Source organism: Sinorhizobium sojae CCBAU 05684, from assembly GCF_002288525.1.
Classification (GTDB): Bacteria; Pseudomonadota; Alphaproteobacteria; order Rhizobiales; family Rhizobiaceae; genus Sinorhizobium; species Sinorhizobium sojae.
On record NZ_CP023068.1, the window covers coordinates 1,321,939 to 1,347,925 of the forward strand.

Here is a 25,987-nt window from a genome sequence, read left to right on the forward strand (position 1 = left end):
GGTGCGCCCGAATTCACATGGACATCTGTAATTGCCGCTCACATCTGGAGGACAGTAGAGAATGCGAGGCCCGAATGAAGATGCACCACCAAGCAGTCTTTCGGAACTGAAGTCGATGATCGCCTCGAGACAGCTCGAATTCCCAGATCAGCTTGAACGGGTTGTCCGCTGCGCCCTCGTCACGCCGGAACTAATCGCCTTTGGTAGCTCCAATTCGGTGGCACTTGCCTGTTCGGTGTCACCGACGACCGTGGTCCGGCTCGCTGGCTTCCTCGGCTTCGAGAACTTTCGAGATCTTCGAACTCTGTTTCGGGAGCACTTGAGGCGGCGTGCCGCACGAGCGTCGGCATCCGGCTCAGCGACGGGGCTAGCCGAATAGCGCCTCCACACGGATCCGCGGGTGAAATGTGAGGCTGGCCGCTTGGGAATCTTGGTGGCGATGGCCGCTGTTGGCCACATTCCTGTCTCAACGGCCGATACAGCCGAACTTCCGCAGTCCACCCATCGGAGACATCCCGGTCCAGCTCCGACCCGATCCGGCAGCTGGCCTCGGCGACAATAGGTAAAGATTGTATCCCGAAGCCGCCGTAGCTGTCGATTGGCATTTAATTGGGGTCTTGCTCATATGTGGAACGGCCCGGTCAGCAAGGCACTTATTGCGCAAATCCCGTTGGACGGTACAGCAGTGCCATGGCCCGGCAGACACCGGAGCCACACGTTCGCAGTACCAATGCTCGAGCCCCTGCACATTGACAATCGCATCAACTTACCTGCAGGTTGACAAGGGAGACAGCCCTGCATTGTGGAGGCGCCATGAAGGAGCCATTGCTCTCGCCGCTAGACGGGCTCCGGCCACCCTCGATATTGCGGCGCAACCTGCTGCTTGCAGGCTTCTGCCTCTGCTGCATGCCGCAAGTTGGGTTTGCCGCTGAAGCAGCGGGCCTGGAGGAGATTGCGGACGGTGTTTTCGTCCGGCGCGGGCCTGACGTGGAAGTAACCCCAGGCAACCACAATGGCATTGCCAATATCGGCTTCATCATCGGACGGGACGCGGTTCTTGTGACCGATCCCGGCGGCAGTCTTTCCGACGGCCGGTGGCTGCGGTCGGAGATCAAGAAACGAACCGAAAGGCCGATCAGGCATGTCGTGGTGACGCACGTGCACCCCGACCATTGTTTCGGCGCGGCCGCGTTCAAAGAGGACATGCCCGCCATCATCGGCCATCACAGGCTGCGTGCCGCCCTGCAGGCGAGGGGCGAATTCTATCGTCAGCGGCTCGTCGAAATTCTCAGCCCGCAAGAAGTGGGGCATGTTGTGCTGCCAACCCATGAGGTCGACGGCGATGGCTACGAGATAGAACTCGGCCACCGAGTCATCCGACTCACTGCCCACGGAATCGCACATACCGATTGCGACCTCTCCCTCATCGATTCGACTACCGGCCTTCTGTTCGCCGGCGACCTGCTTTTTGTGGGACGCGTGCCTTCGCTGGATGGCAGCCTGCTCGGCTGGCTCGACGAGACGCAGAGGCTGCGCTCCCTTGGCGCAACAAGGGCGGTGCCGGGGCATGGTCCAGCGCTGGTGGAACCCGCTGCCGCATTTGCCGACCTGAAGCGCTATCTGGAGGCGCTTCGGGACGATACCCGCAAGGCGATCAGGGACGGCATGACGATCGAAGAGGCCGTCCAGACGGTGGCGCAATCGGAGCGCGGCCGATGGGCGCTGTTTGACGATTACAATGGCCGCAACGTGACCCGGGCCTACAAGGAACTTGAGTGGGAATAGAGGACGAGATCCGGCGATTGCCGGCGATTGGAGGATTGCGAGATGAAACTTCTGCGAGACCTCATAACGGCTGCTTTGATTGCCGGAGCATATCCCGCCGCGGTGTCGGCCGGCGTTTCGGCGATCGACGGCAGCGAGCCGGAACGGCAGGCTCGCTGGCAGGAGATTAGCGCGCATATTTTCGGCGATCGCCCTATCGAGGCGGGAGGCGACCTGATCACGATCGAGGCGCCGACCCGCGCTCAGGACCCGGCGCTCGTTCCGATTACTGTAAAGGTTTTGAGGAAGGATGAGGTGCGCGCCGTCCATCTGGTGATTGACGACAATCCGTCACCATACGCAGCGAAGATCAGCTTCGGTCCGGCGGGGGATCCCAGCGAGATCAAGCTCAGAGTTAGGGTTAACGACTATACGAACGTCCATGCGGTTGCCGAGACCAGCGATGGCAAGCTCTATCAGACGAGGATATTCGTGAAGGCGTCAGGCGGTTGTACGGCTCCCATCGGAGTGAGTGACGCGGAAGCCCTGAAGGACGTCGGTCGCATGAAGATGAAGTTCGGCGACCGCGACCATCCGAAGGAGGCAACGCTGATGATCCGCCATCCAAACTTCAGCGGCATGCAGATGAACCAGGTAACCCGGCTTCACACGTCGGCCCGGTATCTCGACCGGATCAGAATCAGCTACGGCGAGGAGACCGTTTTCGAACTTACGGGCGACATCTCGCTCTCGTCGGACCCCGTGATCGGGTTTACCTACGCTCAGTCCGAACAGGGCGAATTCACGATTCACGCGAGGGATACAAGAGGCGCCAGCTGGGAGCAATCATTTGCAGTGCCCGCGAGGATGAACGAGTGATCCGCGTCGGAAGCCGGGCATTGCCGGGCGCGATCTTGGCGATGCTGATGATCTCGCCCGTTGCGGCCGCGGATGGCCCGGCTTTTATCCCCGAGCCGCCGGGGCTCTGGGCCGGCCCCATGGTGAGTGACACGCCGGCAACACTCAAAGGTGCACGAGTGATCGACATCCCGGGCCTGGAGGTGTTGATGCCGCAAAAGCCGCTGCTGATCGACGTTGGTCCGGCAGACCGGAAGCCGGACGGCCTTCCCTCATCGACGATCTGGAAGCCGGCGCACCGGTCCATTCCCGGGGCAGTCTGGTTCCCGGGGGCGGGTAGCGCAGACCTGCCGGACGAAAAGGTCGACGCGCTGCTCCGGCGCATCGCGGAACTGACGAACGGGGACAAATCCGCGCCGGTGGTCACGTTCTGTCGTCCGAAATGCTGGGGCAGTTGGAACATCGGCAAACGCCTAGTGCAGGCAGGCTACAGCTCCGTCCACTGGCTCCCCGCGGGTGTAAGCGGCTGGCAGGAGCGCAACGATACGACAGCCGTCACCCCGGAGACCGGATGGGCGCCGAAAACGCCGGCCGCGAGCGCGGGTACGTTCGTCAATGGCGAGCCCACCGCAAGCGATCAAGTCAGCTCAGGCAATTGATCCGCCTTCAGATGGCAAGGTCCCGCGCGCGCCACAATGCAGCTCATTGTTGAAGTGCTCAAAACGTCCGCAATGGCGAAACGCTATCACTCATGTGGCTTGAGCGAACGGCGAGACACCACCCTGACCTTGCCCCCGTATGTGGAACGGCCCGCATGGCAAGAGTTTTTTTAGTCGATTTCACACATTGGAACGGTGCGGATCATATCTCCGGCCTTTGCGCGCGGCACATGGCCGCTCAAAACCCTCCCGGCTAGTCCTGCCGGATCTCTTGGACCTCTACAAATACCTCAACCTCTATATCGAGCGGCATCGCGGTGTACTCCTGGCCGGTGCCGACGATCTGGGCACTCTTTTCGTGAAAACGGTGAAATCTAACAGCAAGGACGCCGCTTATAACTCGACGACTTTCTACGAAGCCTGGCGCCTGACAGGCCGCGGCGCGATCAAAGGGCTGCTGCCACATGGGCCGCACAATGTCCGTGATGTGCTCGCCACCCATATTCAAGCAGACGGGGTCCTACGAGCAGGCAAGCTATGCCATCCAAGACACCGCCGAAGTGGTCGCCAGTCACTATGGTCGCTTCTTACCCCAGGACAAGGCGGCGCTGGCCGCCAAAATCCTGAACCAGGTGTGGGAGGCGGCATAGTCCCGGCGAATGTCCGAATGGGCGAGAGGAGCCGTGCCTCGGTGTGTCGTCCATTCTCTACCCGGTTGGCCGACGTTGTGCGGCGCTGAGGCCGCGGCACTAACTCTTTTGTGTAGCTTTTCCTCGCCAGGCTCGCGCGGTTACCATCTAAGCGCGAAATTGCGGAGAGGAGCATGCACTATCGCTCGCAAAGGAAGTCGGTGCTGTTCACGGCACCGGGACTTGTTATCGGTGCGCTCGCGGTAGGCGCTGCGGGCGGCATCAGTGTAAACCTGGCCGAGATCATTGCGCTCACCGAAAAGCCTCACCTGCTCGTCGCCGTTCTGTTCGTCGGCGCCTTCGCTGGCATCACGGTTGAGCAAGCATTGTGCCGGATGCGGAGGCACGCATGGCGGGCAAGAAACCGCTCACGCTGGCAGGAAGGTCCCCGGGCGAACATCGCTTCAGGGCCGTTGGTACCCACGAGTATTCCGGACACGCCGAAACGGCCCGACGCTGCCGAACAACTGCGGATTGTCATGGGCTCGAGCTTCACGATCCAGCCGCTACTCAACAAAAGCGAGGCGCGCGTATTTAGGGAGCTCGATCGCCTGGTGATCGGCTGCAACCCGACTTGGCAGGTGATGGCACAAGTCTCGTTGGGCGAAATCCTCCGCAGCAAAGATGCGAACGCGTTCAGTTGCATCAACGCGAAGCGGGTCGACCTCCTGCTGGTTGACGGTAACTGCCAGCCTCGGCACGCCATCGAGTATCAGGGTGGAGCACATCATCAAGGCGCTGCGGCCGCGCGCGATGCCGTCAAGAAAGAGGCGCTGCGGCGGGCAGGAATCGGCTATTACGAGGTCGTGGCGGGGCAGACCACTCCCTCGGACCTAAAGCGATTGGTCGAAAAGTTGGTGGATAAGCCGAAACTCCCGAAATGCGGTTCGCGCTGAAGATGGGGTTCCGCTCTCCCTGCCTCTCCGCTGACGTGCTCCCAAGCGCCGCCACGCGTCGACTCGCCTCCATGAGGCTGACGCCCACGGATAGCCTGACCGCATCTGAATGGCTGGTTGTTGATGACAGATGATTTGACGGCAGTTCGGGAGAACCTGTTTCCAGCCAGTCACGCCGCCATCGGCGATTGGCTCACATTTCCCTGGCATCGTGACAGCGCCAACAGAATTCAGGCGCACAAGCCTCATTCATCGCAGGCCATCGCCATTGATGTGTTCGGCACACTCAAGATGAGCATCGACCGCGATCGCGTCCTCGATGCCATCGCTCGGCAAGTGGGCGTGGCACCCGGCGGCCCTTGGTCGATAACGCTCGAGTGGACAGATGCCGATCGGCACTTGGGCGAACCGCGGCCCACGCAGGTCGACGCTCTTGCCGTTGGTTCGAAGGCCGCGCTGGTTATTGAATGCAAGTTTACCGAGCCCGGCGGGAAATGCAGTCAGACCACCGTGTCGCGATCCGGGCAACCGCAGTGCAATGGCAGCTATGTAGACCAGGTCAATCCGAAAAGCGGCGTGGGTTCCCGCTGTGCCCTTGCGGGCAAGCGGATCCGCTATTGGGATTACATCCCCAAGGTTTTCGCGCTCGACCCGGCGGAAGACTATGCGCCCTGCCCTTTCGCCGGCGACGCTTATCAATGGATGCGAAATGCCGTATTGGCGGCTGCGATAGGCGAGCACCGTGAGCTTCAGGCCGCCGCCGTCGCCGCCTTTGCCGACCACCCAAGTTTTCCCACGGCACGGAAGGCGAAGCTGGGTCTGATCGACCCGAGATATAGCAGCGGTAAAGCCGCTGTCACGCCAATCTCGTATCAAGGGGTTATCGAGATTGCGCGCCGCGTGGGGCTGGATCAGCAGCTTTGGGCCGATCTGTCTGCATGGGTCGACAAAAAGATCGCGAAGGTCTCGTCGCGAGGACTTGATGGCAGTTGAGGGCCTCAAGAGCGCTCGCCGCGGGGTAGACGCTGCTCGCTTACTAGCCGGCGATCGGCCCGAAGCATTTGGGAGTACCCGCTTGCACAGAACGCGATCTTGCCGGTCGGAGGTGAGTTCAAGCGTTCAAGCTGACGGTCCAACGCCAAAACGCGAATGGGCGCACCAAACGCTCCCGAGCAACCCGGTCGATGGACAGTTCACTCATCGCGGTGCGCCCCTCGCTGTCGCCGTGATCTATGGAAAGCTTGAGATCAGCGACGTCGTGAAACGTCAGCGCGGCCAGCTACGCGGAAGCGGGCTACTGTCGTCAAGCTCGTCGGGACACATCTGGGCGCCATGCGGCAGAATACGGATCCTTTCGGACATCACCACATAGGCTGCAACGCAAGGCGTGCGCGGGATGACAAGCTTGCGCTTTCCGGCAATCCGGCCAGCCGACCACTTTCGGGAAAGTCAAGAAGGCGACGCGCTGCGCGGACGATCTCCTCGTCCACGTGGGCCGCCGCCTTCGGATTCTCGCTTTCAATGTGACCGAAGATGTTGTCCCCATCATCAAGGGCGTATCGCGCCCAAACAAGCCTCATCGGTCACCCGCCATGGCCTTACGCAGGGCGGCTGCCCGACGCACCCGAAAGTGCGCGTCGGCGTCAGCATCGTCGACGTCCGGTCGGGTGTCCTCGAGCGCCTGCAACACCTTAGCGCGGAACCAGGCATCGTAAGCCTCGCTATGGCTGACAAGTTCCAGCGGCAGAGCACCTTCATTCGCCGTCCGGGTTAACAGGATTCGAACGGCATCCGTGAGGTCCATGTTTTCTAGAACCGCCGTGGCGCGCTCTTTGACGTCGGCATCAATCTACGTGATCGAGGGCAGGCAACGCGTACCACTCACCGATGACGCCAACTGTAGTTGCGCTGCTAGCCGTGGTAAACCACGGCTAGCGGCGAGGAAGACCATGGCGAAGTGCATCGCCGGGATCCCTCCCGTTGGTTCATCGTCTCATGGCACCTTGCCTCGTCGCCGACCATCCGCAGTGGCCGGTGAACTTACATAACCCGGAGATCAGGCTATGATATCGGCCGGGCTCCGATAGACGCCGCCCTTGGTGAGCAGGGCCCAGAAGATTTTTTGGCTGGAAGAACTTGATTTTGAAGGACCGATTGTCGTCCAAATCAGACTGCCGTGTAATTGGCACCGTGAACGTTCTTCTATGGAGAAATAATGATCTTCAAACGCATCCTCGCAGGAATAATTGACCTCATCTTGCTCATCTGTGTGGCGCTTGCGCCGATCTTCATCGCAGTAGCATGGCTACCGCAGTATATGGACGCTCCCGGATTTCACACTCTCGCTGATGAAGTAGAGTCAGGAATCAGCAGTTCTCTCAGTTGCCGCTCAACTTCATGAGCAACCCCGCCGATACGTCGTCGGCAGGATAGAAGGTCTCGATGGACACCTCCGACAGGCTGATTTCGGCCGGTGTCCCGAAAACGGTCACCGTGCTGATGAACGAGATCACCCCGGCTTGCGTGCGCAAGCGTAAGGGCACGGCGATCTCGTTGCCGCCTCCACCCAGCCTCCGGTCCGCGTCGTCACTGTCCCGCTGATAAAGCGACACTTCATCGAGAAGTCGGCCGATCTCTGGATCGCAACTCAACCGGAACTGCCGCTCCAGCCTGTGCAGAAGGTGTCGCCGCCATTCCCGCAAGTTGATTATCCGTGACGCAAGACCGCGGGGATGCAGACTGAGCCGCATGACATTAACCGGTGGCTTCAACAGATCCGGGTCCGCGCCCACGATCAGCGGATTGAGGGCTGAACTGCCGATCACCATGTTCCAGTGCCGGTCGATCGCCAGTGCCGGATTGGGTGCACTGGCCTCGAGAATTGTCTCAATGGTCCTGAGCGCGGACTCGAGCGAAGGATCGTCGAGGGAACGCTCCGGATAGAAGGGGGCATACCCTGCTGCCAGCAACAGCGTATTGCGTTCGCGCAAGGGAATATCGAGATTTTCGCACAATCTCAACACCATATCGCGCGAGGGTACCGAACGCCCACTCTCTATGAAGCTCAGATGCTTTTGCGAAATCTCCGCTTCAGCAGCCAGCGCCAACTGGCTGATGCGCCGCTGCTCGCGCCACGAACGAAAAAGGGAACCGAAGGGCGTCTGGGGCTGTATCATACCGAAGGCTAACCAGAAGACAGCGCCGGTTCAATTACCTTCCAGGTCATAGCAAGCAGGAAAAACCACGCATCTATTACCTCGTGGGAAATCGCTTTCAGTCTCGCGATTCGGCAGGGTCTCAGCGTCATCCAGACGCATTGACCCGAAGGAGAGACAAATGCGCACCACGGACACCCTAGCTAATCTCTATATCGCTCTCTGGAATGAAACGGAGCCGCAGGCACGCCGCGAAAAGCTGGACGATCTCTGGACCACGGATGGCGCTTATGCCGATCCACTGACGAGAGGCGCCGGCCATGAGGAGATCGACGCCCTCATCGCCGGAGTCCACCGGCAGTTTCCCGGCTTCGTCTTCCAACTCCTCAATACGCCCGACGGCTGCGGCGAGGTTATGCGCTTTGCCTGGGGTTTGGGACCAGGGGGCGCTGAACCGGTCGTCGAGGGCACCGATTTTTGCACCATCAGGAACGGCCGTCTGCATGATGTTGTCGGCTTTATCGACAAGATCCCGGACTGAGCGGAAGCCGCCAATTGAAGGAGACGACCATGACCATATTCGACCGTCCCAATTTTTTGCGTATCGTTCTCGGCATCGACGCAGCAAGCTGCGCCATCATGGGGCTGGGACTGGTTGCCGACGCCCGTGCCATTGCCAAGATCACCGCCCTCTCCAGCACGCTCATGACCGTCGCCGGCCTTGTACTGCTGCCAGTGGCGCTGTTCATCGCCATCGTGGCGGCGCAACGTCCCATTCCCGCTATCGGTGTCTGGATTGTCATCGCCGGCAATCTCGCATGGGGGGTCGCATCCGTGGCCTTGTTGTTGACTGGCACAATCGCTCCGAATGTTGTTGGGGCGCTACTTGTCGTGGGTCAGGCAGTCGCCGTCCTGATCATCACCGACCTCGAATATATGGGGCTGAGGCATCAGCGCCGGCAGGCCCTCGGCTGACGCAGCTACGCTGAGCCGGTGCGCGCTTCTGTTGGAGTGCCGGCTCAGCGCATCTCGAAATTGCCAAACTATCTGCGCTTCTCGTGGGTGCCAATGTGCGGGACACGTCGAGCAACCAGTCCACCAGCCGTTTCCGATCTTGGCGAACGTCAACTACGCTGCGCCTTTTGCTCATTCGAGCCAGGAAGCGTAAACGCGAACTTTCCACCCGAGACGATCGTAAACCGGCAACATGCTGCCAGTCCCGAATCTCGACTCCTATCCCTCGCCTTGAGGAGAATAGAACCGTGGATCCATCGTTGTTTTTCAACTGAGCTCAACGTCGCGTGGTTCAATGCTCAAACTGTGGATTGATTTTCGACGACGCTCATCAGTCTATAGTCTGATACCGCATTCAAACAAACAGTTTTTAGGCTGAAAATTTTCATTGAAAATCAATCTATGGGCCGATACAGTCGTGCTTGAAATCAAGCTATAGCCTGAGAATTCCGATGAAGAGCGATATTCGCAGAAGAGCCCGGCTGCGCCTCGACGAAAGGCTTCAGGCACTACAGCCCAGTGATCGGTTCAGGGCGCCCCCGAAGGGATGGGTACGCGCGCTGCGCGACGCTCTCGGCATGACGGGTGCGCAGCTCGGCGCGCGCATCGGCGTTCGACCCCAAACCATCGAATCGATTGAGAAGTCAGAAACAGCAGGGACGATCCAGCTCAACACACTGCGCCGGGCCGCCGAGGCTCTCGATTGCACGCTTGTCTACGCCCTCGTTCCAAACAGCTCGCTTCAAGCTGTCGTCGAGGCTCGGGCACGCAAGATCGCGATACGCGAGCTGCAGCGCGTTGCGCACACGATGAGGTTGGAAGCTCAGGGAACGGAGAATGTAGATTTCGAAGCTCGCGTCCAAGCCTACATTCGCGACAAGCTCTCTGAACGCGATCTCTGGAACGATACATGACGGATCTCTTCCAAAAGCCTGATGACGCAACGCCGCTTGAACCGCACGAGCGAGAGGGCTTGCTACAAACCTGGATCACCCACCGTAGCGACCTCAACGAGGCCGAGCAGGAAAACATCGTTGAGGGTGCGGCCTGGGCGCGCGGCCGCCGGCGTTTCCCCCTTGAGCAGATGCTCACTGAAGACTTCGTGCGGACACTGCACAAGCGAATGTTCGGGGACGTTTGGCGATGGGCCGGCATGTTCCGGACGTCGGAGCGCAACATTGGAGTTCAGGCCTACCGCATCGGAATCGAGCTCGCGAGTCTATTGGGCGACATTCGCTACTGGATCGAGCATGAGACTTTTCTGCGGGATGAGATCGCGATCCGGTTCCATTATCGGCTGGTCGCGGTCCACCCATTTCCGAACGGAAACGGTCGTCATGCGCGACTGGCGGCTGATCTTCTAATTGAGCGCCTTGGAGGCGAGCCTTTCAGTTGGGGCGGCGGCAGTCTGGCCGACGTCGGCGAACTGCGCGCCCGTTATGTCGCCGCACTACGCGCAGCGGACAATCATGACATCGGGCCGCTGCTGGAATTCGCGCGCGCCTAATGCAGAGATCTTCCTCTGGTTTGTTTCGCTGCGGCACGTACGTTCGAACCGGCGAACCGGCAGCTGAAGCGGCATAGTTCTTGGAGGCGGTCGGGTGTAAGCTTGTTCGCTAATCGCTTCACCGCCTTCGTCGACGCCTGCACGCTCGCAAGTGCACTAAAGCGAAACTTGCTGCTGACCCTTGCGGAAGCAGAATTTTTCCGCCTCCGCTGGTCCGCAATTGTTCTTGATGAGACTCAGAAGCTATCGAGAAGATCCTGGCCGATAAGGACGTCGCCGATGCCGGCGCACGGGCATCGCGCGCTAGAGCAAGCATGGAGGCTGCATTCGAGGAAGCGATGGTCGTTGATTTTGATCAGTTTCTCTCCGCCTGCGACGGTCTCCCGCAAGTGCCAGAGCGATTGGCAGTCCAGCGTCCATGCCGGCGCAAAGCGACGGTCCGGCAGGGGCCCCACTCCGACGGATCTCCTCGCAGCCATGACGCTGGAGAGCTGGGAACAGGACACGCTCGATTGGGACTACATCAAACAGTGCCGGGACATCGCCACCGCACGGTTTACGAATTCGCTTTCGCAGGTCATGGCCGTTCTCGACGGAATGATTGCCGACGGCCGCAATGTCTTCTTCGCCCACACAATGGCCGGCGGCATCCCGAAGGCTAAGGTTTTCCTGGTCGTCGCCAACCGAATCTACAAGGGACGCGGTCCCCGCCACATGTCGTCGCAAGCCCTGCTCGACAGCGACATGGGCAAGCTCATCCTGCAGAACTTCGAGGAAGTCTCCGCAATCACCTTTCAACATCTTATCGACTTCAGCGCAGCGATCCGTGAGCGCGTGGAGGCGTCGGGTGGTCAGCCGCGCAGTCGGTCGGATGCGAGGCGCGGTCCTGAGCAGCGCCATCGATAGCGATTGCCGCGACCGTGTGGACGGGGCGCTACACGACCTGGAAAGGCTTGAACGCCACCGGATCGTGCACCGCCTGCTGACCGCTGCCGACGAGCAGCGGCGAAGAATCGAGGCGCTGCTCGTGCTGCTCCGTGATTTCAACCCGAAAGACGCCGGGGCAATCGACCAGAGCATAATCGCTGAAGCCGGCCTGCTCTTCGGCGACATCGCCGCGGCCGCAGAGCTCGGCTCTCGTCTGTTGAGACAATCGTGTCAGTTGCGGCTGGCATCCGAGAGGGTCCATGAGAATGCCCAAAAGACCAATGGCGTCCAGTCCCCCTGATTGAAGCCTAGGAACCAAGATTTTGAAGGTCGCAGCATGGACAACTTGAATCGAAACCCCTGGCGCGACGCAGCTTTGGATTTCCTCGTGTCTCAAACGGTCGTCCTCGGAGAGATGAGCAATATTCTTGAAGCGCTCCAGGAGGATTGGATGCGCGGATAAGAAATCGTTGCTGCTGATGCGACAGAGAGAGTACCCTCCTGATGCCGCACCTCGGAGAAAGCCATGCAACCGGAGCAAATCCGCCTCACCGGCGCAAGGGAAACCCTGCTGATTACGCTCCAAGCCAAGGCAACCGAAAGTGGAATGCCGGATTCGCTGCTTCGCGACCGCTTCGCCGCAGATGCATTACACCGTATCGATCAGGTCAGTGGGCACCTTACGGTCGGCCACGACATGACGATTGGCATTGCGCTGCGCGCCTATATGCTTGATCGCTGGACCGAGGCATTCCTTCAGCGCTGCCCGGAAGCGACTGTTCTCCATCTCGGCTGTGGTCTCGACAGTCGCATCTTCCGGATAGATCCTGGGCCGGGAGTTCGTTGGTTTGAACTGGATTTTCCCGATGTCATCTCCTTGCGTCAGCAGATCTACCCCGCCCGTGCGGACTGCGCGATGATTGCATGCTCGATCGTCGAGCACGGGTGGATTGCGAAACTTCCCGCCAATAGGCCGGCCATGATCGTCGCCGAGGGCGTTCTGCCTTATCTGAAGGAATACCAGGTCGTGCAGGTTCTGCGACGGATCGTCGAGCACTTTCCGTCGGGCGAGATAGCGTTCGATGCCTATAGCAGTTTCGCAATCCCACTGCTGCGCTTCAATCCGGCGATCCGCGCCACCGATGCCTGTGTCCATTGGGCGCTCGACGACCCGGCAGAGATGGAGCGGCAGGTACCCGGGCTAAAGCTCATGGACGACAATTCGGATTGGGACACCGGACAGGTTGCGCGAATGTCACCGCCCGCCCAGATTGCACTGCAGCTCTTCAGGACCATCCTGCCCCCCTGTCGTATGGGGCGAATGGTTCGATATGGCTTCTGAGACATTCGCACCATAGCCAGACAGCGCCGTGCGCCTCCCGAACACTGACGAGTTTGAGCTCTTCTGTGCAAGTTGATGTGCCTTCCTACAGCGCAAGGCGGCCCGAACCTGCCCTTCGTTGGTTAAGCGACTCCCAAAAGGCTGACTTGCACAGACCAGAGAAGCAGCGCACCATCACAAATAGTAAAACTTCCGTCTACTTGCTCCGATCGAGGACACTTCCCCACCGGCGATCGGGCATTGATCGGCATCAACGCGGCAGGGGCTGAATGGAGTTTCGCGATGGAGACGCTTACGCGTGACAGACAAGCCTTGGTTGCAGACCGCCCAACGGAATTTGGGCCGGTTATCTCGGTAGCGGCGCAATCGGCGTTGCCGCACGAGGACGAGGACTTGGGGAGCGAAGCTTTCCGGGCGATCGATCGGATGCGTGAGGCTCTGAGTGCAATGGCGACGGGAGGTCTTTCACCTGCCGCATTGGCGCTCGCCTTCTTCGACTGGTCGATTCACCTCGCGTCGGCTCCGGGCAAGCGCATGGAACTTGCGAACAAGGCCGCGCAGAATTGGGGCCAATTGCTGACTTACATGGCTGCAGCCGCTACTCGTCCAGACACGCCGGCCTGCATCGATGCGCTGCCGGGAGACAACCGGTTTCGTGCGGAGGGCTGGCAAAAGCAACCCTACACCGTCTGGGCTCAGGCGTTCTTGCTGTGCCAGCAGTGGTGGCACAATCTAACGCACAATATCCCCGGAATGACACCGCACCACGAGGACGTCGTCTCCTTCACGACGCGGCAGCTGTTGGACGTGTTCTCGCCGTCCAACATTCCCTTCGCCAACCCAGAAGTGATCCACAAGGCAATGGAGACGGGCGGGGCGAACTTCGCGCAGGGATTCCGCAACTGGCTCGAAGACACCAGTCGGCTGGCCATGAGACAGCCCCCGGTCGGGATGGAGGCGTTCCGGGTAGGACGGGATATCGCGGCGACGCCCGGAAAGGTCGTCTACCGAAATAACCTGATCGAGCTGATCCAGTATTCGCCTGCGACGGAGAACGTCTTGGCCGAGCCGATCCTGATCGTGCCGGCCTGGATCATGAAATACTACATTCTCGACCTTTCACCCCGTAATTCGCTCGTCCGTTATCTCGTGTCTCGAGGCCATACAGTCTTTTGCATTTCCTGGCGCAATCCGACCGCGAACGACCGCGACCTTACTCTCGACGATTACCGGCGGCTGGGAATCATGGCCGCGCTCGATGCCGTCAGCGCCATCGTTCCTGAACGCAAGATCCACGCAACGGGCTACTGCCTTGGAGGGACGCTTTTGGCAATCGCGGCGGCCGCGATGGCGCGCGCCGAAGACAAGCGATTGGCATCCGTTACGCTGTTTGCCGCTCAGACGGACTTCTCCGAACCTGGCGAACTGGCGCGCTTCATCGACCACAGCCAGATGCACTATCTCGAGAGCATGATGTGGCATAGCGGCTGTCTCTCCGCCGATCAGATGGCGGGCGCATTTCAACTGCTGCGCACCAACGATCTCGTGTGGTCGCGCCTCGTCCACGACTACCTGATCGGTGGGCGCACCCCCATGAGCGATCTCATGGCATGGAACGCAGACTCGACCCACATGCCCTACAGGATGCATGCGGAATATCTGCAGCGCCTCTATCTCGACAACGAACTTGCCTCCGGCCGTTTCATCGTTGACGGGCGCCCGGCTCACCTCCAAAACATCCGGCTTCCCATGTTCGTCGTCGGGACGGAGCGAGATCATGTCGCACCATGGCCCTCGGTCTACAAGATACATTATCTCACCGATACCGACGTCACCTTTGTGCTGACAAGCGGGGGCCACAACGCCGGCATCATCTCCGAACCAGACCACCCCGGCAGACGTTTTCGCATCGCATTGACGCGCGAGGTCGATTCTGGCGTCAGTGCCGAGGAATGGGCCGTGGCAGCCTTATCGAAGGACGGCTCATGGTGGCCGGATTGGGTCGAGTGGCTCGCCAGTCACTCTGCGCGGGAACGGGTGGCTCCTCCAGCTATCGGCGCCCGGAAGAAAGGCTATCCCCCGATCGGGGATGCGCCCGGCACTTATGTGCATCAGCGATAAGCTGCCCGCGTCGGCCGCAGTTGCGACCCTGTCATTCTTTGCGATTCCAGTTATGCGATCTCTTAAGCCCAGAGCGGGAACACTCGACCGCTAAGCTGCACCAGATGTTAGCAAGGTGCGGCTGCTGTCGACCCCTTGCTGTTTCCTCAACTGCGTTGCCGCGCACCGCGTTGGACTCGCGTGCCTGAACGGCGGCCACATCGCCGAAAAGGTAGCGCAGATTATCGACATCGTGGATGAGATTGAGGAAAACCGGCCCCGCACCGCGCTCACGACGCCACGAGATGTCGAAGTAATCGTCGGGCTTGAATAGCCAGAACATCGCATTGACAACAAGAACGCGGCCGAGCTTCCCGCTTTCGATGATTTCCTTTGCCTTATGCATCACCGGATTGTGTCGGCGGTGATGGCCGGTCAAAGAGGAACACCTTTTGCCTCAGCCGCTGCGATCAGCTTTTCCCCGGATATAATGTCGTCGGCGATAGGCTTCTCGATCAGCGCGGGAACGCCGGCTTCAACGGCTTCCAACCCGTTCTGGACGTGAGCCTGGTTGGGCGTAGCCACGATGATCCCCTCAGGCTTGGTCTGCGGCAATCATGTCCGCGAAGATTGGAAACCACTTCACGCTGGCTTCCTTGGCAATATTCTCGCCAACCGACGTGGGATCGACCACGGCACTGAGTTGCGCCGAGGGCTCGGCCAGGACGTGCTGAATATGGCGCTTACCGATGAGGCCTGCCCCAACTACGGCCAGCCCGTTGGGTCATGCTCCCTCAGCCCTTGCCCGCCGCCTTGATCATTGTCGCCGCGCGTCGGATGCCAAGCTGGTATCCTTCTGTTCCAAGGCCGCAGATCACCCCGTCCGCGCGGTGAGAAACGAACGAATTGTGTCGGAAGCTTTCGCGCTTGTGCACATTGGAGATGTGGATCTCGATCACAGGCCCTTCAAATGTGTTCAGAGCGTCGAGAATGGCGAGTGAGGTATGGGTAAAGGCCGCAGGATTGATGACGATGCCCGCACCGTCCTCGCGCGCCTCATGAATCCAATCGATGATCTCGTATTCCCGGTTGCTCTGATGAAAGCGGATTTCATGGCCGAGTTCGGCTGCCAGTTTGCGGCAGTCCGCCTCCACGTCTGCGAGCGTTTCATGCCCGTAGATGTGCGGCTGGCGTTTGCCAAGCAGGTTGAGGTTTGGTCCATTGAGAACGTAGATCAGGCTCATGGCATAGTGTCCTTCTTGAGCACGTCGTCCTGGTCAGACGAACGCGATTGCTTGAACAGCAAAATCAGGGTCCGACTCGTAAAGATCTGCGCGCAAGCCGAGCCTTCCCCCTTCGAGAGCAGGCGCGGCGATCGCCCGCGCGGCCTCGAGAACGGCAGTGAGAAGCTTCTGCTTGGTCTCTGCAGTACGACCCGGTGCCATTCGCACGATGATTTGGATGAAATGATTGTCGACATGCTCATCGCCCACGCAGGAGTATGTCGCCTCCCGCGCAAGCGTGCGCACGGCGGACGGTTTCACAAGGCCGCCATCGCGAACGCAGCGATGCACGGTGAGCGTCAGCCGGTCGATGGCCACATGCTCGCCTGCGCCCCGGCTATAATCGATGATGATATGCGGCATTTGGGATCTCCCCATCAAGCCGACAGGCGGCACAAGTCCATAAAGTGACGGGACATGCGCTCTGCGTCGGGTGCTATCCCGGTGAACAATTCGAAAGCCGCTGCTGCCTGGTAGACGGTCATGCCGCCGCCACGAAGGGTCCGGCAGCCTTTTCTTTCGGCGAGAGCAAGGAGCTCTGTGACGAGTGGCATATAGACGATGTCGGCGGCCCAATGCCGTGGCAGAAGCCATTCCGCGTCGATCGGCAAACCAGGATGGCTCTTCATACCCGTCGGCGTCGCGTGGATGAGGCCGTCCGCGGAGCGCAGGGCGCTGCCGACATCCGTCGTGGCACGAGCACAATCCCTTGAGAACCGATCGTTCAAATGCCCAGCCAAGGTTTCTGCCCGTTTCGATTCCTGGTCAAAGATCGATAATCTCTCAATACCGAGCTTGATTGCGGCATGCGCCACGGCGACACCGGCGCCGCCGGCGCCAAGCAGGACGGCATGCGACGTCGCGACGTCAGGAAGGCCGCGCTGGAAATTCTCGTAGAAACCGTACCAATCAGTGTTGTGGCCGATCCTCTCGCCGTTACGAAAGACCACGGTGTTGACCGCACCGAGCATCTCTGCATCCTCGGAAAGGCGATTGAGGTGGGCGATCACCGTCTGCTTGCACGGATGTGTAATGTTGCTCCCGGCAAAACCGCGCCGCTCTTCCTCGTCGAGGAGGTCCGGTAGCGCCGAGGCGCGAAGGCCTCGCTCGGCCAGATCGAGAAGCTCGTAACGGTAATCGAGGCCCTGGTGTCGAGCCTCCGTTTCGTGGAGGGCGGGCGACTTTGACATTTGGATGTCGGCACCGATCAGTCCCACGAGGAATTTCTTGTCGTGCATTGCATCGCTTTCGAACGTCAGTGGTGGGCCAGGATTTCGCCGAGGAAGGTTTTCGTGCGTTGGTGCTTGGGAGACTTGAAGAAGACCTCCGGTTCGGCCTCTTCGACGATTTCTCCGGAGGCCATGAAGATGACGCGATCAGCGACCTGACGGGCAAACCCCATTTCGTGCGTGACACAGATCATCGTCATGCCGTCACGGGCGAGCCCGATCATGGTGTCGAGCACCTCCTTCACCATTTCAGGATCGAGGGCAGAGGTCGGTTCGTCGAAGAGCATGACCTTCGGCTCCATGCAGAGCGCGCGAGCGATGGCAACGCGTTGCTGTTGTCCGCCGGATAGCTGCGCAGGATACTTTTCCGCCTGATCCAGGATTCGAACGCGCTCGAGATATTTTCGAGCCAGTCGCTCTGCGTCAGTGTGGCTTGTGCCTCGAACACGCATCGGGGCGAGTGTACAGTTCTGAAGTACGGTCATGTGCGGGAAGAGATTGAAGCTCTGGAAGACCATTCCCACCTCGCGACGTATCGCATCGACGGATTTGGTGCTTCCGTCCAGTACCTGACCCTCGACGACGATCTTGCCGTCCTCGATCGTTTCGAGGGCGTTGATGCAGCGGATTAACGTTGATTTCCCGGAGCCTGACGGCCCGCAGAGGACGATTTTTTCGCCCTTGCGAACCGACAGACTGATGGATTTCAAGGCATGGAAAGCGCCGTACCACTTCTGCACGTCCTCAAGGGAAATCAGCGTCGATTGATCGTTTGCGGAATTGAGCACGGAACTCTCCATATGGGGCTTTAGAGCATGATCCGACCGGAGTGAAACGAGGATCGATAAGATCATGCGTCAGAAAGAAAGCGTTAGAGCGCCGATCTGATCCAGTCAGATCGACACGCGCTCTAATTGACGGTGAACGGGATGTTCGGAATGGATTCAGGGAACTGCGGCAAATCGATCGCCATCCACTTCTTCGTGATGGCGGCGAGCTCACCATTGGCCTTGATCTTGTCGATGAAGGCGTTGACGGCTTCGTTCCAGTCCTTCTCGCCGAGCCGGGTCCCGACGCCGTTGTAGGTCGTCAGAAAGTTAATCTTGGGCTCATAGGTGCCGGGACTCGCCGCGTCCAGACGCTGGCCATAGAACTGGTTGCCGCCAATTGCCTTTACCTGTCCGGAGATGAGCGCCTGGATGGTTGCGGCGTCGTCATCAAAGCGGCGAACCGTTGCGGTGGACCCGACGGCGTCCGTTACTGCCTTATCCTGCGAACTGGACTTCGGAACGCCGATCTCCCATCCCGCAACGTCTTCAGGCTTCGTAACCGTGTCGGACTTCGCGGCATAAAGCGAAATCGCGTTGGCGGCGTAGGGCTTGCTGTATTGAATCGATTTCGCGCGTTCTTCCGTCATCGCCATCGTTGCGAACAGGATGTCGACTTTGCCGGTCGTAAGCGCCGGAATTCGGTTGGCAACGGCGAGCGGCTGGAATTGAACCTTCACGCCTAATTCCTTGGCAAAAAGGTTGGCGACGTCAGCGTCGAAGCCGTCCTGCACGCCGCTTGTGTTGACGAACCCCCATGGGGCATTGTCGCCCTGGATGCCGACCACAAGCGTGCCCTTTGCCTTGATTTCCTCCACACTTGCCGCAGAGGCGGTGGCAGCGCCAACGGTAGCGAAGGCAACGGTTGCCAGTGCAAGTCCGAGAAAATTCCTACGATTGTTATGCATGCTTATTCTCCTCCTCAAGAGTTTTGCTTCGAGCGAAGCGATTAGCGGGCAGCTTTCGCCATCCGTTTTTCGAGGCCACTTCCGGCATGGGAGAGCGGCCAGCAAATGATGAAGTAGATTGCGCCGACGATCCCGAAGACGAGCAGCGGACGATAGGTCTGGTTTGAAATGATCTGGCCGGCGCGAGTGAGTTCAATGAAGCCGACGATTGCTGCCAGCGACGTGCCCTTGATGAGCTGGACAAGGAAGCCGATCGTGGCCGGCATCGAGATTTTCAGGGCCTGCGGCAGGATGACGTCTTTCATCCGCGAGACATAATGCAGACCGAGGGCGTTGGCGGCTTCCGTCTGGCCCTTCGGCACTGCCTCGATGGAGCCGCGCCAGATCTCTCCCAGGAAAGCACTGGCATGGAGCGTGAAGGCGATTGCGACCGCGATCCACGCATTGACCTCGATGCCCAACAGCGCAACGCCGTAATAGACAACGAAGAGCTGCATCAGAAGGGGCGTGCCCTGGAAGACGCCGATATAGCCTGCGGTGATCCTCCGGGCGGCCTTCGTCTTCGAGGTGCGCAGCAGCGCGATCAGGATTCCGAATATCCCCCCACCGATGAAGCCCACGATCGCGAGCAGCACGGTCCACTTCAAACCCTGCATCAAAAAGAAGAATTCATTTTCGCCGATGGGACCCATGGCTGCCTCCTATCGCGTCGGGTAGTTGAAGTAGTGGCGAGAAATGAGGGCAAAGAGGCCCATCATCAGGGTCGAGATAACCAGATAGATAGCCGTCACCGTGAAATAGACTTCGAAGCTGCGGAAGGTGTCAGACTCAATGCGCTGAGCGGCCGAGGTCAGTTCGTAGGCGGCTATTGACGTGCAGACAGACGTTGTCAGTGTCAGCATGATGAACTGGCTTGTGAGCGAGGGATATATCGCCCGCAGCGCCGGCTTGAGCACGATGAGCCGGAAGACGTCCGCCTTGTACAGTCCAAGTGCGAAACCTGCCTCGATCTGGCCGCGCGACACGCTCTCGACCCCACCTCGGATAATCTCGATTGCGTACGCCCCACCATTGATGCCGAGGGCAATGATTGCCGTAACGGTCGGATTGAGGCGAATGCCCATGAGAGGAAGCGCAAAATATATGAAGAAGATCTGCACCAGGAATGGCGTATTACGCACGACCTCGACGAAGACCATCACGAGAGTGCGCGTGATCTCGCTCTTGGAAGTCCTTGCAACAACGCCCAGGAGTCCGATCACGAGTGCGAGAAGCATCCCAGCCAACGCAAGGCCAAGCGTTCCAAGCGAACCCCATAGCAATTCCGGGGCGCGGTCGAGGACCGCACCGAAATCAAGCGTATAAGTCATGTATGACTTCCTCCCTCCGACCGGCCTACGCCGGGTCGGCGCCGGATCAATGATCCGGTTTCAAAATCCGCAGTACGCTTTCATGCAGATGTTTTAGATGTGCCTCCGGGTCCACCGGCCCGACGAGTGGCACTTCAACCGAGATAGCGGCGCCGTATTCGGTTGCCGCCCAGAGGTCCTTCAGCGGCAATTCGCCTTCTCCAGGCGCGAGCCTACCGCTTCTTGCCTCGGCGATCATTGCGTCCGATGTTTTGGGAGCAGGCCCGCGGACGTCGCAAAGCTGGAGGTGTTTTACCTTATCTGCATGTCCGCGAAGCTCGTCGATGGAGGCGCCGTTTCGAAAGAAGTGAATCCCGTCAACGAGGGCACCGGCGTTCTCTGCTCCACAGGAATTCACGACCGAAACGCTGTCGCCAAAGGTTCTTACCGTCCGCCAGCCCATGTTTTCGATGTCGACTGACATGCCATATAGCGCCGCCAAGGCGCAAAACTCCGAGAGGTTCGTAGCAAGACGGCCGCCGTCTCGATCATCGCCGCAAACACTCAGCCGGCGCGCCCCTATGTTCGCAGCCGCTGCCACGGTCGCCTCATGTGAGGCCGCAACGAAGTTCTCGTCAATCACGAAGAACTCGATATCGAACACCTTGATGCCTTCGCCATCGGCAACTGTCTTGAACTCCTGGGCATTCTGGCTGCCCACCGGCAACTCGTAGAAAGGGGCTCCGGAAAAGGCGGGGTGCAGACGCAGACCTATCGACGCAAAACCCGACCGAGCAGCTATCACGGCGAATTCCTTGGGCGGCAGCGCGATGGATGAAAAATGCGCCACGCCCAGCTCAAGCCCCGGTCTTGGCGTCGCGACGGTCATCACAAGATCCCCTTTGTCGCCAGGTGTTTGCGCAGATTGGTTCCCGTGCGGTGAATATGCTGACGCAACATGTCGCACGCATAGTCCAGATCCCGCGCGACGGCTCCCTGAGCAATCTCACTGTGCTCCTGGCTGACGTTGCGGTCACCCGACGTGCGAGTCAGAAACACCCGGCGATACCGGTCGTTGAGATTAAGAAGCAATCTGCAGAAATGGAGCAGGATCGGCTTCCCGCAGCCAGATATGAGTGTCAGATGAAATTCGCGGTGAAGCTCTTCCCAGCGCTCCAGCGTCTCCGGCCGAGCCGCGTCACGCTCGGTGCGGTTAAGGCGATGCAGCGCGCGCATGACGTTGCCCTCCCACTCCACATCGCCGAGCCGCATCGACTCGCGAAGCGCGAAGACTTCAAATTCTTCGCGCAGGGTGGTGATCTCTTCGAGATTGGCCAAGGAAATTGATGAAACGCGGTAGCCGCGATTGTCCTCGAACTCTACTAGACCGTCCGATATCAACCGCGCCAACCCTTCTCGCAGCGGGCTGAGGCTTACGTTGAACGTCTTGCGCGCCTTGTCGAGATTGATCTTGCTGCCGGCCTGAAGCTCGCCGGAGATGATCGCCTCACGAAGGCGGGATGCAAGCTGGCTCCCAATTGTGTTTTTGCCATCATCGAGAAAGCCAGAAGACGATGGAGCATCTTCTGTCGTCGGAGCAAATGCGCCGTCGTCATCCGGTACCATTGTTCCTCCCAAGGCTCCCCAACTGGTTGTCGATGATCGATACAATAAACGATTATTCGTGTCAACTTCAGAGCGCTGAAATCTGCACAAAGTTAAGCCTCAGCTCCCTCTCCGCAAGCGGTATGTAACTTAAATCAACACGTTACATTCCGCCATCCTGTTTCATTTGGCTTATTGGCGCCGCGAGAATGTTCGGCGGCCTTGACAGATAATCGATTATCCTGATAGTCGGGGAAATCGGGAGGTAGCCCACATGGTGATCAAAACTGAAAGCGATCTGACGCCAGCCGTTCTCGCTGCGATGAATCGCACTGAAGACCCCCGCCTGCGAGAAATCCTTGTCGCGATGGTCAAGCATCTTCATGCCTTCGTGCGCGACGTTCGACTGACCGAGGTCGAATTTCGGGAGGCGACAGCCATTCTGAACGAGATCGGGAAGCTGCATACCGATCACCACAACGAGTTTGTGCTGATGGCCGGTTCTCTTGGCGTGTCTTCACTTGTCTGCCTGCTGAACAATGGCGACAGAGGACAGACTGAGACCTCCCAGTCGCTGTTGGGCCCATTCTGGCGCCTCAACTCTCCGCGTGTCGAAAATGGCGGGTCGATCATCCGATCCGAGACGCCGGGCACTCCCTTGTTCGTGCACGCCAAGGTCGTTGACCGCGACGGTAAGCCAATCGCCGGCGCCGAAGTGGATGTGTGGCATGCATCTCCCGTCGGTCTTTATGAAAACCAGGACCCGGACCAGGCCGAGATGAACTTGCGCGGTAAATTCATGACCGACGAGCAAGGTCGGTTCTGGTTCAGGACCGTCAAGATGGTCGGGTATCCGATACCGGTCGACGGCGTAGTCGGACGCCTGCTCAAAGTTCAGGGACGCCATCCGTACCGACCAGCGCACCTGCACGCACTGATCTTCAAGCACGGATACAAGACGCTGATTTCCCAGGTCTTCGACCCCAGCGACCCGAACATCGACTCCGATGTTCAGTTCGGTGTCACGGCAGCGCTGATCGGCGACTTCATTCGTCATGAGGAGCCCCATCCGACCGAAACGGATATTCCTGGTCCCTGGTTCTCGCTCGACTACACCTATGTCATGGAGCCCGGCGAAGCCGTTTTGCCGCGTCCCCCGATCAAATAAATCACGATCAGCAGAGCAAACGATATGATCACCGAAGAAGAACGCCGGGCCGCGGCAGACGCGCTGCTCAAAGCTGAAATCGAGCGCAAGCCGATCATACAGCCTAGCGAGACCTACTCGAACCTTGAACTCGAGGACGCCTACCGAATTCAGGCTTTGTGGGCGGAGGCGAGGGTAGCCAAGGGCGCACGGATCGTCGGGCATAAGATTGGCCTGACGTCACGCGCAATGCAGATGGCGTCGAAGATGACGGAGCCGGACTACGGCTGCATTCTTGACGATGCGCTTTACAATGACGGAGCGCAGATCAGGGCTGACTTGTTTATCAAGCCGCGCCTCGAGGTCGAGCTGGCCTTTGTTATGGGTGAGGATCTCGTCGGGCCCGGCACCAGGATCTATGACGTCATGCGTGCGACCGAGTTCGTTGTCCCGGCGCTCGAGATTATCGACTACCGGACCGAAGTCCCTCGAGCGATCACCGATACCATTGCGGACAACGCGGCTTTCGGCGCCCTCGTCGTGGGTGGCCGTATAATTCGCCCGATGGACATTGATATACGTTGGGTCGGAGCGACTCTTTCCAAGAACGGCATCATCGAGGAGTCGGGCGTGTCGGCGGCGATCATGGGACATCCGGCAGCCGGCATCGCGTGGCTGGTCAACAAACTTCATGCTGTGGGCGGTGGCCTGAAGAAGGGACAAATAGTCCTGGCCGGCTCCTTCACGCGTCCTGTCGATATCGCGAAAGGTGATGTCATTCAGGCCGACTATGGCCCTGTTGGCTCCATCGGCGTGTCGTTCGTGTGAGGTGCTCGATGGAACATCCTGTCAATCGGTTCAAGCAGAAGCTTCTTGCTGGTCAAAGTCAGATCGGCTTGTGGTGTGGCCTGCCGGGAAACTACGCCGCGGAAATCGTCGCGCCTTCAGGTTTCGATTGGCTCCTGTTCGACACGGAACATTCTCCAGGTGACGTTCTAACCGTCCTGCCACAATTGCAAGCGGTCGCACCATACGACGTTTCCGCAGTCGTCCGCCCGGCCAGCAACGACCCCGTTCTCATCAAACGTTTCCTGGATATCGGCGTTCAGACACTGCTCATTCCCTACGTTCAGAACGCGGAAGAGGCGAAAGCCGCAGCCGCGGCAGTGCGATATCCTCCGGATGGAATTCGTGGTGTTTCGGCCCTGACGCGCGCCACTCGGTTCGGCCGAGTTGCGAACTATGCGCAAAATGCGGAACGGGAAATCTGCCTGTTGCTGCAAGTTGAGACGCGGGAAGCGCTTGGCAACCTCGAGTCGATTGCGTCGGTAGAGGGAGTGGATGGCGTATTCGTAGGACCGGCAGACCTGGCTGCGAGTTTCGGACACAGGGGCCAACCGAGCCACCCCGAGGTGGTCGATGCCATTATCGACGCGATTGAACGGCTGAAAGCGTTGGGCAAGCCCGCGGGCATTCTTACCCCGGATGAGACGTTCGCGGCACGGTGCCTCTCGCTGGGAACGCTGTTTACTGCTGTTGGTGTCGATGTCGCTGTTCTGGCAAGGGGATCGGAAGCACTCGCGGCACGATTTGCATCTCAGGGAGCGTGACCGCAATGCCGGAACGTGATGAGCTCCTCACTGAAATCGCACCGACGGGAGTCGTCCGAGCGGCGGTCAACATGTCGAATGCCGCACTTGTCCAACTCGATCAAGTGACAGGCGTTCTAACAGGGCCGAGCGCGCAGATCGCGATCGCACTTGCGGCAGAACTCGACTGCGGTTTGTCGCTGGTTCGATACGGATCGGCCGCTGACATTCTTGCGGCTGCCGAAGGCAACGAGTGGGACGTTGCGTTCATTGCTTCTGATCCGTCACGTGCCGACAGGTTCTCCTTCTCGCCCCCCTATACCATGGTGACCGCCAGCTTTCTGGTGTCAGACAGTAGCCCGCTGGGCAGCGTCGAGCATATCGACGTCGAAGGGGTACGCATTGCCGCCGCCAGAACCGCTGCGTATACAAAGCAGCTTGAGCGACAGGTTAGAAATGCAATCCTCCTCCATACCGAGAATCCCGCATCCGCCCTGGACATGCTTGTATCCTCCCAGTGCGATGCGGCTGCGGGCTTGACCGAGTCCCTGTCACGTTTCTGCGAAGAGAATCCAGGTTTCCGCGTTGTTGAGGGGACATTCTCGAAAGTGCCTCAGGCGATCGCTGTGCATCGGAGGTGCGTTCACGCTTCAACCTTCCTGTCGGACTTCATCCAGCAGCATTGCAGTGCGGGTAAGCCGAGCAATTGAAGCAGTTGGCGGGACATGGGGGGGAGCCAGGTCGAGGGGACGCGACACTTCCCCGAATAGTCAATTGGAATCCTCTTCCCTCTCATGCGTACCGACTCGGAAGTTCATGTTTCGTTGAGCCTTTGGGTACAATGTCAAGCAACTCTTATTCCTAAGGGTTGGCGGTGGCCGTGCCCTGGTTCATGGGCGTGGGCTTCGTGGTGCTGGCGCAGCAAGTCCTTGCCGCAGTCGTTGCCATTCGGCGTCCTGACGACCGCGTGGGATGTGCCCGCGCGTCGGCCACGCCCCGCCGCCGCCGCGAGCTAGTACGGGCCGGCACGAATGGCCGAAAGGTCCCGCTTAGCGGCCGATTCGCTCGTTCGCTCGAACTTCCGCTCCCCACCCACCCACGACGCGGATGAAGGCGAATTCGCGACCCAACGCTGTAGC

Annotated in this window: 28 protein-coding genes and 4 pseudogenes; 18 read left to right on the top strand and 14 right to left on the bottom strand. The window is 59.4% G+C overall.

Translation table 11 applies throughout. The features are described 5' to 3' along the window. Positions 1–115 precede the first annotated feature (115 nt). The 7 genes and pseudogenes from SJ05684_RS23760 to SJ05684_RS23790 all read left to right on the top strand — a co-directional run bounded on the left by SJ05684_RS23760 (position 116) and on the right by SJ05684_RS23790 (position 5,859). On the top strand, positions 116–379 hold the full coding sequence (locus tag SJ05684_RS23760; RefSeq protein WP_083846277.1) for a MurR/RpiR family transcriptional regulator: 264 nt from the start codon (positions 116–118) through the stop codon (positions 377–379). A 434-nt stretch (positions 380–813) separates the two neighbouring features. Beyond that, positions 814–1,785 carry a quinoprotein relay system zinc metallohydrolase 2 gene (locus tag SJ05684_RS23765; RefSeq protein ID WP_050980212.1) on the top strand — a complete coding sequence of 324 codons (972 nt, stop codon included), beginning with the start codon at positions 814–816 and terminating at the stop codon, positions 1,783–1,785. 42 nt (positions 1,786–1,827) lie between these two features. Beyond that, positions 1,828–2,643: a quinoprotein dehydrogenase-associated SoxYZ-like carrier gene (locus SJ05684_RS23770; RefSeq protein WP_034859226.1), complete on the top strand. Its 816-nt coding sequence runs from the start codon at positions 1,828–1,830 to the stop codon at positions 2,641–2,643. After that, positions 2,643–3,281: a rhodanese-like domain-containing protein gene (locus SJ05684_RS23775; protein WP_083846278.1), complete on the top strand. Its 639-nt coding sequence runs from the start codon at positions 2,643–2,645 to the stop codon at positions 3,279–3,281. The genes SJ05684_RS23770 and SJ05684_RS23775 overlap by 1 nt, the downstream gene beginning before the upstream one ends. A 241-nt stretch (positions 3,282–3,522) precedes the next feature. After that, positions 3,523–3,931: pseudogene (locus SJ05684_RS23780) on the top strand (hypothetical protein); the annotation flags it as partial. A 173-nt stretch (positions 3,932–4,104) separates the two neighbouring features. After that, on the top strand, positions 4,105–4,866 hold the full coding sequence (locus SJ05684_RS23785; protein WP_034859234.1) for a DUF2726 domain-containing protein: 762 nt from the start codon (positions 4,105–4,107) through the stop codon (positions 4,864–4,866). A 123-nt stretch (positions 4,867–4,989) separates the two neighbouring features. Continuing rightward, positions 4,990–5,859, top strand: coding sequence for a PGN_0703 family putative restriction endonuclease (locus tag SJ05684_RS23790; protein ID WP_034859237.1), 870 nt, complete (start codon positions 4,990–4,992; stop codon positions 5,857–5,859). 273 nt (positions 5,860–6,132) lie between these two features. Here SJ05684_RS23790 and SJ05684_RS23795 read toward each other — a convergent pair. From SJ05684_RS23795 to SJ05684_RS23810, 3 genes and pseudogenes are all read right to left on the bottom strand, one after another. Further along, positions 6,133–6,446 (bottom strand): annotated as a pseudogene (locus SJ05684_RS23795) (type II toxin-antitoxin system RelE/ParE family toxin). Beyond that, entirely contained in the window at positions 6,443–6,715 is a 273-nt protein-coding gene (locus tag SJ05684_RS23800) for a type II toxin-antitoxin system RelB/DinJ family antitoxin (RefSeq protein ID WP_085939157.1), read from the bottom strand. The pseudogene SJ05684_RS23795 and the gene SJ05684_RS23800 overlap by 4 nt, the downstream one beginning before the upstream one ends. A 529-nt stretch (positions 6,716–7,244) precedes the next feature. Beyond that, positions 7,245–8,042, bottom strand: a complete 798-nt coding sequence (locus tag SJ05684_RS23810; RefSeq protein WP_034859239.1) for a helix-turn-helix domain-containing protein — start codon at positions 8,040–8,042, stop codon at positions 7,245–7,247. A 160-nt stretch (positions 8,043–8,202) separates the two neighbouring features. On the opposite strand from SJ05684_RS23810, the gene SJ05684_RS23815 reads away from it, so the two are divergent. From SJ05684_RS23815 to SJ05684_RS23840, 5 genes and pseudogenes are all read left to right on the top strand, one after another. After that, positions 8,203–8,562, top strand: a complete 360-nt coding sequence (locus SJ05684_RS23815; protein ID WP_034859241.1) for a nuclear transport factor 2 family protein — start codon at positions 8,203–8,205, stop codon at positions 8,560–8,562. Positions 8,563–8,591: 29 nt separating this feature from the next. Next, positions 8,592–8,996: a hypothetical protein gene (locus SJ05684_RS23820; RefSeq protein ID WP_034859262.1), complete on the top strand. Its 405-nt coding sequence runs from the start codon at positions 8,592–8,594 to the stop codon at positions 8,994–8,996. A gap of 491 nt (positions 8,997–9,487) precedes the next feature. Then, positions 9,488–9,949, top strand: a complete 462-nt coding sequence (locus SJ05684_RS23825; RefSeq protein WP_034859244.1) for a mobile mystery protein A — start codon at positions 9,488–9,490, stop codon at positions 9,947–9,949. Then, on the top strand, positions 9,946–10,542 hold the full coding sequence (locus tag SJ05684_RS23830; protein ID WP_034859245.1) for a mobile mystery protein B: 597 nt from the start codon (positions 9,946–9,948) through the stop codon (positions 10,540–10,542). The genes SJ05684_RS23825 and SJ05684_RS23830 overlap by 4 nt, the downstream gene beginning before the upstream one ends. Before the next feature lie 447 nt (positions 10,543–10,989). Then, positions 10,990–11,403, top strand: a pseudogene (locus SJ05684_RS23840) (enoyl ACP reductase FabMG family protein); the annotation flags it as partial. A 73-nt stretch (positions 11,404–11,476) separates the two neighbouring features. Here the strand turns inward: SJ05684_RS23840 and SJ05684_RS30090 are convergent. After that, complete coding sequence (locus tag SJ05684_RS30090; RefSeq protein WP_162098830.1) at positions 11,477–12,001, bottom strand: hypothetical protein; 525 nt, start codon at positions 11,999–12,001, stop codon at positions 11,477–11,479. Between SJ05684_RS30090 and SJ05684_RS23850 the strand changes: the two genes are divergently transcribed. Together SJ05684_RS23850 and SJ05684_RS23855 are read left to right on the top strand one after the other, a co-directional pair. Then, the gene (locus tag SJ05684_RS23850; RefSeq protein ID WP_034859573.1) at positions 11,996–12,811 is read left to right on the top strand and encodes a class I SAM-dependent methyltransferase; all 816 of its coding nucleotides are present in this window, start codon (positions 11,996–11,998) and stop codon (positions 12,809–12,811) included. The genes SJ05684_RS30090 and SJ05684_RS23850 overlap by 6 nt on opposite strands. Positions 12,812–13,093: 282 nt before the next feature. Beyond that, complete coding sequence (locus tag SJ05684_RS23855) at positions 13,094–14,932, top strand: PHA/PHB synthase family protein (RefSeq protein ID WP_034859591.1); 1,839 nt, start codon at positions 13,094–13,096, stop codon at positions 14,930–14,932. A 136-nt stretch (positions 14,933–15,068) separates the two neighbouring features. Here the strand turns inward: SJ05684_RS23855 and SJ05684_RS23860 are convergent. The 10 genes and pseudogenes from SJ05684_RS23860 to SJ05684_RS23905 all read right to left on the bottom strand — a co-directional run. Further along, positions 15,069–15,686 (bottom strand): annotated as a pseudogene (locus tag SJ05684_RS23860) (Gfo/Idh/MocA family protein); the annotation flags it as partial. A 19-nt stretch (positions 15,687–15,705) separates the two neighbouring features. Further along, positions 15,706–16,155, bottom strand: a complete 450-nt coding sequence (gene aroQ / locus SJ05684_RS23865) for a type II 3-dehydroquinate dehydratase (protein WP_034859574.1) — start codon at positions 16,153–16,155, stop codon at positions 15,706–15,708. Between the two features lie 33 nt (positions 16,156–16,188). Continuing rightward, positions 16,189–16,557: a 5-carboxymethyl-2-hydroxymuconate Delta-isomerase gene (locus SJ05684_RS23870; RefSeq protein WP_034859575.1), complete on the bottom strand. Its 369-nt coding sequence runs from the start codon at positions 16,555–16,557 to the stop codon at positions 16,189–16,191. A gap of 14 nt (positions 16,558–16,571) precedes the next feature. Continuing rightward, positions 16,572–17,432 carry a shikimate dehydrogenase gene (locus SJ05684_RS23875; RefSeq protein WP_034859576.1) on the bottom strand — a complete coding sequence of 287 codons (861 nt, stop codon included), beginning with the start codon at positions 17,430–17,432 and terminating at the stop codon, positions 16,572–16,574. A 17-nt stretch (positions 17,433–17,449) separates the two neighbouring features. After that, complete coding sequence (locus SJ05684_RS23880) at positions 17,450–18,223, bottom strand: amino acid ABC transporter ATP-binding protein (protein ID WP_034859577.1); 774 nt, start codon at positions 18,221–18,223, stop codon at positions 17,450–17,452. A gap of 110 nt (positions 18,224–18,333) precedes the next feature. Next, positions 18,334–19,158 carry a transporter substrate-binding domain-containing protein gene (locus SJ05684_RS23885; protein ID WP_034859578.1) on the bottom strand — a complete coding sequence of 275 codons (825 nt, stop codon included), beginning with the start codon at positions 19,156–19,158 and terminating at the stop codon, positions 18,334–18,336. A gap of 41 nt (positions 19,159–19,199) precedes the next feature. Further along, positions 19,200–19,850 carry an amino acid ABC transporter permease gene (locus SJ05684_RS23890; RefSeq protein WP_034859580.1) on the bottom strand — a complete coding sequence of 217 codons (651 nt, stop codon included), beginning with the start codon at positions 19,848–19,850 and terminating at the stop codon, positions 19,200–19,202. Positions 19,851–19,859: 9 nt separating this feature from the next. After that, positions 19,860–20,528, bottom strand: a complete 669-nt coding sequence (locus SJ05684_RS23895) for an amino acid ABC transporter permease (protein ID WP_034859582.1) — start codon at positions 20,526–20,528, stop codon at positions 19,860–19,862. Positions 20,529–20,574: 46 nt separating this feature from the next. Next, positions 20,575–21,396: a sugar phosphate isomerase/epimerase family protein gene (locus tag SJ05684_RS23900; RefSeq protein ID WP_034859583.1), complete on the bottom strand. Its 822-nt coding sequence runs from the start codon at positions 21,394–21,396 to the stop codon at positions 20,575–20,577. Next, positions 21,396–22,133, bottom strand: coding sequence for a GntR family transcriptional regulator (locus SJ05684_RS23905; RefSeq protein ID WP_034859584.1), 738 nt, complete (start codon positions 22,131–22,133; stop codon positions 21,396–21,398). Before SJ05684_RS23905 ends, SJ05684_RS23900 begins: the two co-directional genes overlap by 1 nt. A gap of 253 nt (positions 22,134–22,386) precedes the next feature. Here SJ05684_RS23905 and SJ05684_RS23910 point away from each other — a divergent pair, with 253 nt between their 5' ends. Genes SJ05684_RS23910 through SJ05684_RS23925 form a run of 4 tightly spaced genes read left to right on the top strand, consistent with a single transcriptional unit; the run spans position 22,387 to position 25,558 of the window. Next, positions 22,387–23,280, top strand: coding sequence for an intradiol ring-cleavage dioxygenase (locus SJ05684_RS23910; RefSeq protein WP_034859586.1), 894 nt, complete (start codon positions 22,387–22,389; stop codon positions 23,278–23,280). Between the two features lie 24 nt (positions 23,281–23,304). Next, a complete protein-coding gene (locus SJ05684_RS23915; protein ID WP_034859587.1) occupies positions 23,305–24,087 on the top strand; it encodes a fumarylacetoacetate hydrolase family protein in 783 nt (260 codons plus the stop codon). Positions 24,088–24,095: 8 nt separating this feature from the next. Then, the gene (gene hpaI / locus SJ05684_RS23920) at positions 24,096–24,869 is read left to right on the top strand and encodes a 4-hydroxy-2-oxoheptanedioate aldolase (protein ID WP_034859588.1); all 774 of its coding nucleotides are present in this window, start codon (positions 24,096–24,098) and stop codon (positions 24,867–24,869) included. A 5-nt stretch (positions 24,870–24,874) separates the two neighbouring features. Then, positions 24,875–25,558 carry a transporter substrate-binding domain-containing protein gene (locus SJ05684_RS23925; protein ID WP_034859589.1) on the top strand — a complete coding sequence of 228 codons (684 nt, stop codon included), beginning with the start codon at positions 24,875–24,877 and terminating at the stop codon, positions 25,556–25,558. Positions 25,559–25,987 lie beyond the last annotated feature (429 nt).

Excerpts from the sequence above, each read along its gene's own strand:
- SJ05684_RS23760 (WP_083846277.1), top strand. The coding sequence starts at position 116 with ATGATCGCCTCGAGACAGCTCGAATTCCCAGATCAGCTTGAACGGGTT.
- SJ05684_RS23765 (WP_050980212.1), top strand. The coding sequence starts at position 814 with ATGAAGGAGCCATTGCTCTCGCCGCTAGACGGGCTCCGGCCACCCTCG.
- SJ05684_RS23770 (WP_034859226.1), top strand. The coding sequence starts at position 1,828 with ATGAAACTTCTGCGAGACCTCATAACGGCTGCTTTGATTGCCGGAGCA.
- SJ05684_RS23785 (WP_034859234.1), top strand. The coding sequence starts at position 4,105 with ATGCACTATCGCTCGCAAAGGAAGTCGGTGCTGTTCACGGCACCGGGA.
- SJ05684_RS23790 (WP_034859237.1), top strand. The coding sequence starts at position 4,990 with ATGACAGATGATTTGACGGCAGTTCGGGAGAACCTGTTTCCAGCCAGT.
- SJ05684_RS23810 (WP_034859239.1), bottom strand. The coding sequence starts at position 8,042 with ATGATACAGCCCCAGACGCCCTTCGGTTCCCTTTTTCGTTCGTGGCGC.
- SJ05684_RS23815 (WP_034859241.1), top strand. The coding sequence starts at position 8,203 with ATGCGCACCACGGACACCCTAGCTAATCTCTATATCGCTCTCTGGAAT.
- SJ05684_RS23820 (WP_034859262.1), top strand. The coding sequence starts at position 8,592 with ATGACCATATTCGACCGTCCCAATTTTTTGCGTATCGTTCTCGGCATC.
- SJ05684_RS23825 (WP_034859244.1), top strand. The coding sequence starts at position 9,488 with ATGAAGAGCGATATTCGCAGAAGAGCCCGGCTGCGCCTCGACGAAAGG.
- SJ05684_RS23830 (WP_034859245.1), top strand. The coding sequence starts at position 9,946 with ATGACGGATCTCTTCCAAAAGCCTGATGACGCAACGCCGCTTGAACCG.
- SJ05684_RS23850 (WP_034859573.1), top strand. The coding sequence starts at position 11,996 with ATGCAACCGGAGCAAATCCGCCTCACCGGCGCAAGGGAAACCCTGCTG.
- SJ05684_RS23855 (WP_034859591.1), top strand. The coding sequence starts at position 13,094 with ATGGAGACGCTTACGCGTGACAGACAAGCCTTGGTTGCAGACCGCCCA.
- aroQ (WP_034859574.1), bottom strand. The coding sequence starts at position 16,155 with ATGAGCCTGATCTACGTTCTCAATGGACCAAACCTCAACCTGCTTGGC.
- SJ05684_RS23870 (WP_034859575.1), bottom strand. The coding sequence starts at position 16,557 with ATGCCGCATATCATCATCGATTATAGCCGGGGCGCAGGCGAGCATGTG.
- SJ05684_RS23875 (WP_034859576.1), bottom strand. The coding sequence starts at position 17,432 with ATGCACGACAAGAAATTCCTCGTGGGACTGATCGGTGCCGACATCCAA.
- SJ05684_RS23880 (WP_034859577.1), bottom strand. The coding sequence starts at position 18,223 with ATGGAGAGTTCCGTGCTCAATTCCGCAAACGATCAATCGACGCTGATT.
- SJ05684_RS23885 (WP_034859578.1), bottom strand. The coding sequence starts at position 19,158 with ATGCATAACAATCGTAGGAATTTTCTCGGACTTGCACTGGCAACCGTT.
- SJ05684_RS23890 (WP_034859580.1), bottom strand. The coding sequence starts at position 19,850 with ATGGGTCCCATCGGCGAAAATGAATTCTTCTTTTTGATGCAGGGTTTG.
- SJ05684_RS23895 (WP_034859582.1), bottom strand. The coding sequence starts at position 20,528 with ATGACTTATACGCTTGATTTCGGTGCGGTCCTCGACCGCGCCCCGGAA.
- SJ05684_RS23900 (WP_034859583.1), bottom strand. The coding sequence starts at position 21,396 with ATGACCGTCGCGACGCCAAGACCGGGGCTTGAGCTGGGCGTGGCGCAT.
- SJ05684_RS23905 (WP_034859584.1), bottom strand. The coding sequence starts at position 22,133 with ATGGTACCGGATGACGACGGCGCATTTGCTCCGACGACAGAAGATGCT.
- SJ05684_RS23910 (WP_034859586.1), top strand. The coding sequence starts at position 22,387 with ATGGTGATCAAAACTGAAAGCGATCTGACGCCAGCCGTTCTCGCTGCG.
- SJ05684_RS23915 (WP_034859587.1), top strand. The coding sequence starts at position 23,305 with ATGATCACCGAAGAAGAACGCCGGGCCGCGGCAGACGCGCTGCTCAAA.
- hpaI (WP_034859588.1), top strand. The coding sequence starts at position 24,096 with ATGGAACATCCTGTCAATCGGTTCAAGCAGAAGCTTCTTGCTGGTCAA.
- SJ05684_RS23925 (WP_034859589.1), top strand. The coding sequence starts at position 24,875 with ATGCCGGAACGTGATGAGCTCCTCACTGAAATCGCACCGACGGGAGTC.